Here is a 12,001-nt window from a genome sequence, read left to right as displayed (position 1 = left end):
ACCTTCTCAAACATTCTTGAAATTCTAGTGCAACATCATATATCGTTAAAAGCAAAATGTAAAGAAAATTTTTTCCGAGGTGAACGCTCATGACGATCCGCATCGCCTGCCTGCAGCTTGACATTGCATTTGGCGATCCAGCAAAAAACGAACAGCAAGCCGAACAGGCCGTGGAATCCGCTGCCAAAGACGGCGCTGACATCATCGTGCTGCCAGAGTTATGGACGACCGGCTACGATTTGACGCGCCTGGATGAAATTGCCGACGAAGGCGCCGAACGGGCGAAGGCGCTCGCTTCCCGATTGGCGCAAACGTACGGCGTCCATTTCGTCGCCGGTTCGGTCGCCAAAAAAACAGCCGCCGGCGTGACAAACACGATGATCGTGGCCAACCGCCATGGCCAAATCGTCGGCGAATACAGCAAGCTTCACCTGTTCCAATTGATGGATGAACATTTGTATTTGCAGCCGGGAAACGAGCCAGGCTTGTTCTCGCTTGACGGGCTGCCGTGCGCTGGGGTCATTTGCTATGACATCCGATTTCCGGAGTGGATTCGCGCCCATGCGTTGGCCGGAGCGGAAGTGCTGTTTGTCGTCGCCGAATGGCCGCTTCCCCGCCTTCACCATTGGCGGACGCTCCTGATGGCGCGGGCGATTGAAAACCAATGCTATGTCGTCGCTTGCAATCGGGCCGGACGAGACCCGAACAACGTGTTCGCCGGCCATTCGCTCATCATCGACCCGTGGGGCGAAATTATCGCCGAGGCGGACGAGAAGCCGGGCATTCTCTCGGCCGACATCGATCCCTCGCTCGTTGCGGACGTCCGCGCACGCATCCCGGTGTTTGCCGACCGCCGGCCGCACGATTATGAAGAGGCGGCAAAAAAATTTTTCAAAACGTATTGACAATCCGCCAGCCCAACCTGTATCATTCGAATCAAGCAACCAAACGATTGTTAACATCGTGAAAATTGCAAAAACTTAATAGCTAGATCGGTACTCTTATCAAGAGTTGGCTGAGGGAATTGGCCCAATGAAGCCCAGCAACCGACCGTAATGCTATCGTGAGATAGGGCGCACGCCAAAGGCGGCGCCGGAAGCGAACCGCTTCCGCAGGGCACGGTGCTAAGTCCAACAGAAAGACCGATGTCTTTCTGAAAGATAAGAGGCGCGAAGACGATGCATCTTCAAGCCTCTTTCCGTATGCGAAAGAGGCAAGGGGCTGACCCAAAACGCGAATGCGTTTTGGGATCAGCCCCCACTTTTTTGCCTCAAATATAGAAGAATCGCCCTTTTTTCTGGTAGAATAGAGTCACCAAAACCACTACCACCGAAAGAAGGGCGATTCTTTTATGAAACATGATCATATTTCCTTTAAAGAGTATACCATGGACAACCTCTCTTTGCCAAGCAACATCGCCGATCTCATTCCACGGGATAACATGGCCCACGTGGTTCATGAGATGGTTGAACGCATCCCGATGGAGACGTTTCTTGCTTACTACAAAGGAGGGGGCGCCTCCGCCTATCATCCGAAAATGATGACCAAAATTCTCCTTTACGCTTACACCCAAAAAATGTATCATGGCCGTGAGATTGCACGGCAGCTCGAAGTCCACCTTCCCCTCATGTGGCTAAGTGGATTTCAAAAGCCGGACTTCCGCTCCATCAATCGGTTTCGTTCGGAGCGGATGAAAGACCTGATTGACGACCTGTTCCGGGAAATGATCACGCTGCTCGTGGCCGACGGCTATGTCAAGATGGAAGATTATTTTGTGGATGGAACGAAAATTGAAGCGAATGCCAACCGGTACACCTTCGTTTGGCGCAAATCGGCTGAGAAGTACCAGGAGAAACTCCAAGCCAATGTCGATCGGCTGATTGCCCAGATCGAGGCGATCGTGGAAGAAGAAAAGGCGGAAGACATCGACCCTTCGCCGGCCTTTACGTCAGAAGAAATCCGAAAGAAAACCGAGGAGTGGGAAAAACGGTTGGAGGCCGAGCCGGACAACCAACCGTTGAAGAAGGCCATCAAGAAGATGAAGGAGGACTACTTGCCCCGCAGTGAAAAGTATGAACACCAACTCCATGTATGCGGGGATCGCAACAGCTATTCCAAGACCGATGTGGATGCCACCTTCATGCGGTTGAAGGAGGATCACATGCGAAACGGCCAGCTCAAGCCGGCCTATAACGTACAGGTGGGTTCTTCCGGCCAATTTATTTTGGGGTATTCCCTTCATCAGAGGCCGGGCGACACTCGTTGTCTTCTCCCGCATTTGGAGACCGTTCGAGAGAAGTACGGCGTGGAACCCGAACGTTTGATCGCTGACGCGGCTTATGGCTCGGAAGAGAACTACGTGAAGCTGGAAGAGAAGCACATATCGGCCTTGATCAAGTACCATACGTATGAGAAGGAGAACACGCGCAAGGTCAAGAAAAATCCGCATCATCAGCAGAATTGGACCTATGTGGAAGAAGAAGACGTTTGGATTTGCGCCAATGGGAAAAAGCTGGTTCGCACCGGAACTTCGAAACAGACCACGGAATCAGGATACACCTCGGTCACCCGACACTACCAATGCCATGAATGCGAAGGATGTCCGTTCCGTTCGGCCTGCACGACTTCCAAGTATGGACGAACCACGCAATGGAACCCCATCTATCATGAACAAAAACAGAAAGCCCGCGAACGGTTGGAGAGTGAAGAAGGGCAAGCCCGATACCGCCAACGCCAAACCGACATTGAGAGTGTATTTGGGCAAATCAAACAAAATCGCGGGTTTCGTCGCTTTGTCCTGCGAGGCCTCCAAAAAGTTTCCATCGAATGGGGGCTGGTTTGTGCTGCCCACAATCTTCTCAAAAAAGCCGCTAGGGACAAGCAATTGTCCTTGGTGGCGTAAATGAGGGGGAGAACAGAGTCGGAATTTTGTTCCGTTTGGTAAAATATACAAAAACCAGAGAGGGCTGACTCCAAAAGTCCGCTTTTTGGCGGACTTTTGGGTCAGCCCCTTTTTCATTTGCCAAAACCTAAAGGGGGAACGTGAAAATGACGATTGTCCAATCCACTGTTTACGAACCGCTCACCGAACAAAAAGCGACCGCCCTCGCCGTCCGCCTCGGCCTATTCCGAGACGGGGCGCCGCTTGTGTGCCGCGAAATCGGCGACGGAAACTTAAACTTAGTCTTTCATATCGTCGATCAGGAAACGAAGCAAGGCGTCATCATCAAACAGGCGCTCCCGTACGCGAAAGTCGTCGGCGAAAGCTGGCCGCTCACGTTAAAGCGCGCGGTTATTGAAAGCAACGCGTTGCGCACGTTTGCCAGCTATGTACCGCAATACGTGCCGAACGTCTACTATTCTGACGAATCGCTTGCCATTACCGTGATGGAAGACTTGTCCCGTCTGCAAATCGCCCGCAAAGGGTTGATCGAAGGGAAAACATTTCCGCTTTTGTCCCGGCATATCGGCGAATTTATCGCCAAAACAGCGTTTTACACATCCGATTTCGGCATGAACCAGCAAGAGAAAAAGAAATTGGCGCAAAGCTTCGTCAATCCGGAGCTGTGCAAAATCACCGAAGATCTCGTCTTCACCGATCCATTTTTCGACCATGACACGAACAACTTCGAAGACGAGCTGCGGCCGGACGTCGAAACGCTTTGGAATGACGACCGCCTCCGTTTGGAAGCGGCGAAGTTGAAGCGCAAGTTTTTAACCGAAGCCGATGTGCTTCTGCATGGCGATTTGCATACCGGCAGCATTTTCGCAAGCACCGACGAAACGAAAGTAATCGACCCGGAATTCGCTTTTTACGGCCCGATCGGCTTTGACCTTGGACAGTTTTTCGCCAACTTGCTGTTAAATGCGTTGTCCCGCCCTGACGTTGAGCGCCAACCGCTCTTTGATCACATCGACCGGACCTGGGACGTCTTTGCGTCCATATTCTCGGAGCTTTGGCGCACCAAAAGCATCGAGACGTACGCCGCAACACCGGGCTTGCTTGACGAAGTGCTCCGGCATGCGTTCATCGATGCTGTCGGCTTTGCCGGCTGCGAAGTCATCCGCCGGACGATCGGCCTCGCCCATGTGGCCGACCTTGACGGCATCGAGCAGAAAAAAGCCCGCCTTGCCGCCAAACGACACGCGCTCCGCCTCGGCCGCCGCCTAATTGTCGAGCGCAACGAGCTGACCGGAACGGACGGCTTCCGCCGAGTGTTTGCAGAAACCGAATAGTAACACGGCGACGACCGGCCCAGTGCCGGCCCGGATCAACGGAAAATGTGAAAAGAAAGGAAGACGACGATGGACACCTTTGCCATCCCGCGCTCTGTCGAGTGGCGCGAGACGCATATCACGATTTTAAACCAACAAAAATTGCCATTGGCAACAGAATATATCGACCTGCATACGCTTGAAGACGTGTACGATGCGATCGCCTCGCTGAAAGTGCGCGGAGCGCCGGCGATCGGCATCACCGCCGCTTATGGTCTGGCGCTCGCCGCCTCGCATTATAAAGCGGAAACGGTCCACGAGTTCCATAGCCGCCTAAAGCAAGACCGCGATTATTTGGCAAGCGCCCGCCCGACGGCCGTCAATTTGGTTTGGGCGCTTGACCGGCTCACTGCCGCCGCCAAAGACGCCGCCTCAGTCAACGAAGCGAAAACGGTGCTTATTCACGAGGCAATACGCATCCAAATCGAGGACGAAGATGTCTGCCGCCGCATCGGCGAACATGCGTTATCGCTTTTTCGCCCAGGCGAGCGGGTGATGACGATTTGCAACGCCGGCTCGATCGCCACCGCCCGCTACGGCACGGCGCTCGCCCCGTTTTATTTGGCGAAAGAGAAAGGGATCGAGTTATCCGTGTACGCCCTTGAGACGCGCCCCGTTTTGCAAGGAGCGCGTCTGACCGCCTGGGAGCTGATGCAAGCAGGCGTCGACGTCACGCTTATTACGGACAACATGGCGGCGCAAACGATCAAAGCGAAAGGGATTCGCGCCATTATCGTCGGAGCCGACCGGATCGCACAAAACGGCGATACGGCGAACAAAATCGGCACGTTCGGCCTCGCCTTGCTCGCCAAATCGTTTGGCATTCCGTTTTACGTCGCCGCACCGTTGTCCACCATCGATTTGGCGACAAAGACAGGGGCAGACATCCCGATTGAAGAGCGCCATCCGGATGAAGTGACCCATCTGGCCGGCGTGCGCGTCGCCCCGGAAGGCGTCAACGTGTATAACCCGGCGTTTGACGTGACGCCAAACGAACTGATTACCGCGATCATTACCGAAAAAGGCATCGTCCGCGGCAGCTACAGCGCGGCACTGCCAGCGTTATTTGCAAAGGAGGAGCAGCATGAAACGATTTAAGGCCTTATCGTTCCTTTCTCTTCTTTTCTTTGCCGTGTTCTCCGTCTTGGCCGGCTGCACGAACGAGCAAGACGCCGTGAGCTCTAAGCCGGCCAACGAAACGAAGCAAACGGCCATCCAAGGCGACACCGTCTCATCCAACAGCCAAACCGCATCGAGCAGCGAACAGGCGGCCATCCCGGAGAAGCTGAAAAAACCGGTGAAGATCGCCGCCATTATGCAAATGTCCATCGGCACGTTCTCGTCGCAATACATCGCCGGCGTCAAAGAACAAGTGCAAAAGTTCGGCGGCGAAGTGCAAATTTACAACGCCGACAACGACTTGACGAAAATGGCCTCATACGTAGAAACGGCCATCACGCAAAACGTTGATGCCATTCTGCTTGATCACGGCCGCGCTGATGCACTCGAAGGCCCGGTGAAAAAAGCGGTTGAAAAAGGCATCCCGGTCGTCGCCTTTGACAACGATTTGAACATTCCCGGCGTCACCGTCATCGACCAAGACGACTACAGCCTCGCCTGGAAAACGTTAAAAACACTCGCCGAAGATTTAAATGGAGAGGGCAACATCGTCACGATTTGGGTCGGCGGTTTTACTCCAATGGAGCGGCGCCACGTCATTTATGAGGCGTTCAAAAAACGCTATCCGAACATAAAAGAAGTCGCCAAGTTCGGTACGGCGAGCGCCAACACGGCTTTGGACACGCAAACGCAAATGGAGGCCATTTTGAAAAAATATCCGAACAAAGGCGACATTGACGCCGTCTTCGCAACTTGGGACGAGTTCGCCAAAGGAGCGACGCGCGCCATCGAGCAAGCCGGGCGTACGGAAATCAAAGTATACAGCATCGATTTGAGTGACGAAGACTTGCAAATGATCCAAAAACCGAACAGTCCGTGGGTGGCGACAACAGCGACGGATCCGGCGGAAGTCGGCCGCGTTCAGGTGCGGTTCGCCTATCAAAAAATCGCTGGCGAGAAAACGCCGAACATTTACTCGCTCGAGCCGCATTTAGTAAAACGGACCGACTTGCCCGATAAGCAAGTATCGATGAACGAGCTTTCGCAATACATCCCGGGCTGGGGGCAATCGAACGTCGCCATCTCGCCATGGATGAAAACGTTGGAAGCTCAGGTGAACAAAAAATGAACAGGCTGTCAATGCGAGGCATTGAAAAATCGTTTGGCGCGGTGCGCGTGCTTGACGGCGTGGACTTTTCCGTCCGTCCAGGCGAAGTCCACGCCCTTTTGGGCATGAACGGCGCCGGCAAAAGCACGCTCATGAACATTTTGGCCGGCGCCATTCCTCCCGACGCCGGCACGATCACGATCGATGGCGTCAACTGCACCTTTTCGTCGCCGCTTGACGCGAAACGAGCCGGCATCGGCTTCGTCGTCCAAGAGGTCGACACGGCGCTTTTCCCAGGATTGCCCGTTTACGAAAACTTGGCGGCTGATGAGCTCGCTGATGTGAAGAAACAGCCGATCCGCTCGCTGCGCCGGGAAAAAGAACGGGCCGCTGCTCTGCTTCGCCGCGTCGGCCTTGCCATTTCGCCGGCAAAGCTCGTGCGCGACTGCTCGCTCCATGAAAAACAGCTGATCGTGCTCGCCAAAGTGTTGTCATCGAATGCGCGCTACATCATTTTGGACGAACCGACCGCCGCCTTGAGCGAAGCCGAAACGAAGCGGCTGTTTGCCATCATCACGGAACTGAAACAGCAAGGCGTCGGCTTTATTTACATCTCTCATAAACTGAAAGAAGTGCAGGAAATCGCCGACCGGTTGACGATTTTGCGCGACGGCCGCGTCGTCTACCATGGTTCCGCCCGCGGTTTGCCGCTTGAAGACATCGTCCTTCATATGACCGGAACAAGGCGAGCCGCCGCCATGAAACAAACGCGCGCGCATGGAAGCGACATCGCGTTTGCCGCCCGCGGAATTTTGATCGACAAAACCGGGACAACAGTCGACCTATACGCCCACCGCGGCGAAATCGTCGGCATCGCCGGCTTGGTCGGCGCCGGCAAGACGGAGCTTGCCGAAAGCCTCATCGCCCACCGGAACACATCCGGCGAGTGGGAAATTGATGGCAGACGCTATGTGTTCTCATCGCCTTATGAAGCCATCGACGCCGGCCTTTGCCTCATCCCGGAAGAACGGCGCAAACAAGGGCTGTTCTTGCCCGAGTCAGTGAAAACCAACATCACCGTCCGCCTCCTTTCCCGGCTGTCGCGCTGGCAATGGATCAGCCGAAGGAAGGAAACGGACGCCGCCGACGAACTTGTCCGCTCGCTCGGCATCCATCCGCCGTTGCCTTCGACCGCTGTCCGCCACTTAAGCGGCGGCAACCAGCAGAAAGTCGTCATCGGCAAATGGCTGAACACAAACGCGCGTGTTTTTCTATTCGACGAGCCTACGAAAGGAATCGATGTCCACGCCAAACAAGAGGTGTTTTCCATCATCCGTGCTCTCGCCGATGAAGGAAAAACAGTACTATATTTTTCGAGTGAATTTCACGAGCTTCTTGAGGTGTGCGACACCATCTACATCATGGCTGACGGCCGGCTGCTCACCCGCCTGCCGGCCGCAGAACTAACCTATGAACAGCTTGTGTACTATTGCAGCGGAGGTGAGATCGATGAGCCAGCCAGCCGTTTCCACAGCGCCGTCGAAAAAAGCGGCGCCGTTCATTCTTGAATTTTTGTATAAACATGGCACACTGCTTGCCATTTTGGCTGTAATCGCCTATTTTGGCCTGACACAAGACCGGTTTTTTACCTATGAAAACTTCAGCGACATTTTGCGTTCCATTTCCATCGTCACCTTGGTGGCCATTGGCATTACATTTTCGCTCATCGTCGACGGCCTCGATTTGTCGGTCGGTTCGACAGTGAGCTTGGCGACGATTGCCAGTGCGGCGGCGCTTGTCTTGCATCGCCAAGAAATTTTCGTCACCTTGCTCGTGCCGCTGTTGCTCGGCGTCGCCGTCGGGTTGCTTAATTCGTTGTTGATCGTCAAATTCAAACTGCCCGATTTGCTCGCCACGTTGGCGACGATGTACGCGATCAACGGCGTGCAGCTTACGTATACAAAAGGATTTTCGATTTATAACGACATGCCGCTGCCTGATGGCGGCACGGCGCCGGGCAAATTTATTCCTTCCTTTTTATTTATCGGCCAAGGGGAGCTGTTTGGCGTGCCGTTTTCGGTCTTGCTCATGCTCGTTGTCGTCATGGCCGCCCACTTGTTTTTAACATACACCAAACCTGGCCGTCTCTTTTATTTAACGGGTGAAAACCGGGAAGCGGCACGGCTCTCTGGCATCCCAGTCAACCGTTACCGGACGTATGCGTACGTCATCAGCGGCTTTTTCGCCGCCTTGGGGGGCATCGTGCTCGCCTCGCGCATCGGCACCGGGCAAGTGTCGGCCGGCGCTTCGTTTTTGATGGACGGCGTCGCCGCCGCCTACATCGGCTTTTCTGTCTTCGGCGCCGGCAAGCCGAACGTCATCGGCACCCTGTTCGGTTCGATTTTGATGGGCGTGTTGTTGAACGGCTTGACGATGGCAAACGTCCCGTATTACGCTCAAGACATTATAAAAGGCGCCATTTTAGTCGGCGCCCTCGCCTTGTCGCATTGGCAAAAAAAATAATGTCCCGTTCCCTGCCCCCATGGATTCGCGTCATGGGGGCGGGCGTCATTTTGGGAGGCATACACACCCGCCGATCAGCTGAAGCGCGATTGATAGCGCCGCTCCAGCTCCAGCAGCTTTGCTTTTACATCGGTCCGGCTTCCGGCGTAGCCGACGAGGGCGCCGTTTTTGCCGACAATGCGATGGCACGGGACGATGATGGCGAGCTCATTCGCCCGGTTCGCCTGGCCGACGGCGCGAACCGCCTTCGGGCGGCCGATTTGCGCAGCGATGTCAGCGTATGTCGCCGTCTCGCCGTATGGGATGCGGCAAAGCGCCGCCCACACTTCTTCTTGGAAGGGCGTCCCTTTCCATTTCAGCGGCAAATCAAACGTCCGGCGGCGGCCGTGAAAGTACTCATCCAACTGTCGAAGCGCGCGTTCAAGCAACGGCGACCGGCTTTGGACAACCGGATGCCCGCCCGCAAACGCGCGCCATTCTTCCGGAAACAGTTCAACTTTCATGATCGCTTCGCCGTCGGAAGCGATGTATAGATCGCCAAGCAGCTCCGACCGGTATACGGCATATTCAATCGCCATCGTCGTCTTCCCTCTCTGTCCGCTCAATCGGCAACGTAATATGGAACGTCGTGCCGACCCCGACTTCGCTTTCCACGTCAATTTTCCCTTGATGTTCTTCAATGATCTTATAGCTGACCATCAAGCCGAGTCCGGTGCCGCGCTCTTTCGTCGTATAAAACGGCTCGCCGAGTTTTTTGATTTTATCTTTCGGAATGCCGACGCCTTGGTCAGTGATGGAAATGCGAACATTTTTGCCCATGCGGGCGATCCGCACCGTGATGTCCCCGCCTTTGGGCATCACTTCAATGGCGTTTTTCAAAATGTTGATAAACACCTGCTTCAGCTGATTCAGCTCGCAATACACCGGCGGCAGCCCGCGGTCGAAATCGGCAATGATTTGCACGTTATTCATTATCGCCTGGGCGCTGATCAAATCGATCGTATCCTGCATGATTTTGCAAATGTCGTTTTGCTTGTATTGCACCGCCTGCGGTTTGGCCAAAACGAGAAACTCGGTGATGATCGATTCGATCCGCTCCAATTCCGACATAATGACATTAAAATACATCGAATAATCGCCGTCAATGCTTCCTTGCAGCAACTGGATGAACCCTTTTAACGCCGTCATCGGGTTGCGGATTTCGTGGGCGATGCCGGCAGCGAGCTCGCCGACGACATTGAGCGTATCCGATTTGCGCAGCTGCAGCTCCATCTCCTTCCGCTCGGTCATATCGCGAAACGTCATCATTCCAACGCCGGAAATGACTTCTTTTTTCAACGAAAACTCGATGATTCGCTCCTTTGTCTCATCGGAAAACTCGACTTCGCCGCTCGCCTCGCCAGCGCGCTGACACTCAGCCATCAGCTTGTTCAACTGGCGGCGCGCCCGGTCCGGAAGAAGTTCGCCGACTTTCCGGCCAAGAAGCGCCTCCTTTTCAGCAGAAAAAATGCCACAGGCGATTGGATTGGCGTCAATGATGCGATGCTGCTCATCCCAAAGCAAAATGCCGTCCATCGAGTGATCGAAAATACTGCGGAATTTTTGTTCGCTTTCCCGCAGTTCGCGCTCGATTTTCCGCCGCTCGCTCACGTTGCGGAAAATTGTCAAATGGTAGCCGTTAATCGCCCCTTTTTTCATCGTAAACTCAAGCTGTTTCTGTTCGCCGTTTGGCATATGGAACGTCAGCTCATCGCGAATTTCCCCTTTTTGGCGGAACTCGCTGAAAATCCGCTTCACCTTTTCATCCCCATATTCCACAAAATCGAGCAAATTGCGGCGCACAAGCAAATTCAAAGGCAGCTCAAACGTTCGGCTCGCGGCCGGATTGGCGTTCAATATGTAGCCAAAATCATCCCAAATGAGAATCGCCTCATGCGCCTGCTCGAAAATGGCCCGAAACCGCTCTTCGCTTTTTTGTAGTTTGATTTCCATATTTTTCCGATCGGTCACGTCGCGCATAATGGCCATGTAAAAGCCGCTGTAGACGTTCGACGTCACCGTCAGTTCAAACATTTTCACCGTTCCGTCCGGGCGGACAAGCGACAACTCGCCTTTGGCCGTTCCCTTTTCTTTCACTTCCGCGAGCAGCTGTGCGAACTCATTGACGCATTCGCAGGCGACGAACTGCTGAAACGACAAATTGAGCAGTTTTCCTTTTTCCAAGTTCAAGCTCATCGAAAACGCCGGATTGACATCGATAAAACGCCCAAATTCATCGAAAATGACGATGCCGTCGACGGCGCGGTTGAATACGTCGCGAAACAAAAACTCATGAATGATTCGTTCGCGCTCAAGCGCCTTATGAGCCGAAACGTTGCGCATCATCACGAGGTCAAATTCATGAAACACGTCTTTTTTTATCGAAAATTCGATATGCTTCACCTTGCCGTCCGGCAGCTTAATGAGCAGCTCGTCGCTGAACGAGCCGAACTTTTGCAGCATCGACTGCTGAAACAGCAAAATATCCAGCGGCACGAGCTCCAAAAACGAGAAAAGTGAACGGCCGATCAAGTCAAACTTATCCATCTCAAACAGCTTGCACGCCGCTTCGTTCACATCGACAAACTCGCCGTTTTTATTTAAAATGACAATGGCGTCGAGCGATCGCTCGAAAATGACGGAATAACTGTTGAGCCGCTCCTTTAGGCGACGATTTTCCTCTTCAAGCAGCCGCACATCCGGCGTCGCATTTTGTTCTTCCCGAGGAGAAAGGTTTTGGGCCATATCCATCTCTCCCTCTAGAAATGTTGATGTATCAAGGCTCCTTGTCTATTCAAACCGTTCAACGAAATGTATATTCGATGTAGAAAAATTTACTCCTCCCTTCGCTCATGAAGATTTTGCGAATTCTTTTTTCACCGTTCGACAAGTTTCTCTTCTTTTTCGTTTGGTTAAACTGCGTTATAATGAGAGGTT

9 protein-coding genes and 1 riboswitch are annotated in these 12,001 nt (G+C 53.7%); of the genes, 7 read left to right on the top strand and 2 right to left on the bottom strand.

Translation table 11 applies throughout. The features are described 5' to 3' along the window. The first annotated feature begins 89 nt into the window (after window positions 1-89). From NSQ51_RS04615 to NSQ51_RS04585, 7 genes are all read left to right on the top strand, one after another. Window positions 90-905 (top strand): carbon-nitrogen family hydrolase, encoded by an 816-nt coding sequence (locus tag NSQ51_RS04615; protein WP_033015815.1) that lies wholly within the window; start codon window positions 90-92, stop codon window positions 903-905. 93 nt (window positions 906-998) lie between these two features. Continuing rightward, a riboswitch (SAM riboswitch) is annotated at window positions 999-1,167 on the top strand. A 184-nt stretch (window positions 1,168-1,351) separates the two neighbouring features. Further along, entirely contained in the window at window positions 1,352-2,902 is a 1,551-nt protein-coding gene (locus NSQ51_RS04610; RefSeq protein ID WP_183084396.1) for an IS1182 family transposase, read from the top strand. Between the two features lie 146 nt (window positions 2,903-3,048). Continuing rightward, window positions 3,049-4,236 (top strand): S-methyl-5-thioribose kinase, encoded by a 1,188-nt coding sequence (mtnK, locus tag NSQ51_RS04605; RefSeq protein WP_049624195.1) that lies wholly within the window; start codon window positions 3,049-3,051, stop codon window positions 4,234-4,236. 69 nt (window positions 4,237-4,305) lie between these two features. Beyond that, entirely contained in the window at window positions 4,306-5,373 is a 1,068-nt protein-coding gene (gene mtnA / locus NSQ51_RS04600; protein ID WP_033015812.1) for an S-methyl-5-thioribose-1-phosphate isomerase, read from the top strand. Next, window positions 5,360-6,523 (top strand): sugar ABC transporter substrate-binding protein, encoded by a 1,164-nt coding sequence (locus NSQ51_RS04595; protein ID WP_033015810.1) that lies wholly within the window; start codon window positions 5,360-5,362, stop codon window positions 6,521-6,523. Before mtnA ends, NSQ51_RS04595 begins: the two co-directional genes overlap by 14 nt. Next, window positions 6,520-8,070: a sugar ABC transporter ATP-binding protein gene (locus tag NSQ51_RS04590; protein ID WP_033015808.1), complete on the top strand. Its 1,551-nt coding sequence runs from the start codon at window positions 6,520-6,522 to the stop codon at window positions 8,068-8,070. Before NSQ51_RS04595 ends, NSQ51_RS04590 begins: the two co-directional genes overlap by 4 nt. After that, window positions 8,012-9,025, top strand: a complete 1,014-nt coding sequence (locus NSQ51_RS04585; RefSeq protein ID WP_033015807.1) for an ABC transporter permease — start codon at window positions 8,012-8,014, stop codon at window positions 9,023-9,025. Before NSQ51_RS04590 ends, NSQ51_RS04585 begins: the two co-directional genes overlap by 59 nt. Before the next feature lie 74 nt (window positions 9,026-9,099). On the opposite strand, the gene NSQ51_RS04580 is transcribed toward NSQ51_RS04585, so the two are convergent. Further along, window positions 9,100-9,603, bottom strand: coding sequence for a methylated-DNA--[protein]-cysteine S-methyltransferase (locus NSQ51_RS04580; RefSeq protein WP_033015805.1), 504 nt, complete (start codon window positions 9,601-9,603; stop codon window positions 9,100-9,102). After that, complete coding sequence (locus tag NSQ51_RS04575; protein WP_049624196.1) at window positions 9,593-11,809, bottom strand: PAS domain-containing sensor histidine kinase; 2,217 nt, start codon at window positions 11,807-11,809, stop codon at window positions 9,593-9,595. The genes NSQ51_RS04580 and NSQ51_RS04575 overlap by 11 nt, the downstream gene beginning before the upstream one ends. Window positions 11,810-12,001: the final 192 nt, after the last annotated feature.

The organism is Geobacillus sp. FSL K6-0789 (genome assembly GCF_038593135.1).
In the GTDB taxonomy this organism is placed as follows: Bacteria; Bacillota; Bacilli; order Bacillales; family Anoxybacillaceae; genus Geobacillus; species Geobacillus stearothermophilus.
This window is presented reverse-complemented; position numbering and strand designations above follow the sequence as displayed.

Excerpts from the sequence above, each read along its gene's own strand:
- NSQ51_RS04590 (WP_033015808.1), top strand. The coding sequence starts at position 6,520 with ATGAACAGGCTGTCAATGCGAGGCATTGAAAAATCGTTTGGCGCGGTG.
- NSQ51_RS04585 (WP_033015807.1), top strand. The coding sequence starts at position 8,012 with ATGAGCCAGCCAGCCGTTTCCACAGCGCCGTCGAAAAAAGCGGCGCCG.
- NSQ51_RS04575 (WP_049624196.1), bottom strand. The coding sequence starts at position 11,809 with ATGGCCCAAAACCTTTCTCCTCGGGAAGAACAAAATGCGACGCCGGAT.
- NSQ51_RS04595 (WP_033015810.1), top strand. The coding sequence starts at position 5,360 with ATGAAACGATTTAAGGCCTTATCGTTCCTTTCTCTTCTTTTCTTTGCC.
- mtnK (WP_049624195.1), top strand. The coding sequence starts at position 3,049 with ATGACGATTGTCCAATCCACTGTTTACGAACCGCTCACCGAACAAAAA.
- mtnA (WP_033015812.1), top strand. The coding sequence starts at position 4,306 with ATGGACACCTTTGCCATCCCGCGCTCTGTCGAGTGGCGCGAGACGCAT.
- NSQ51_RS04580 (WP_033015805.1), bottom strand. The coding sequence starts at position 9,603 with ATGGCGATTGAATATGCCGTATACCGGTCGGAGCTGCTTGGCGATCTA.
- NSQ51_RS04615 (WP_033015815.1), top strand. The coding sequence starts at position 90 with ATGACGATCCGCATCGCCTGCCTGCAGCTTGACATTGCATTTGGCGAT.
- NSQ51_RS04610 (WP_183084396.1), top strand. The coding sequence starts at position 1,352 with ATGAAACATGATCATATTTCCTTTAAAGAGTATACCATGGACAACCTC.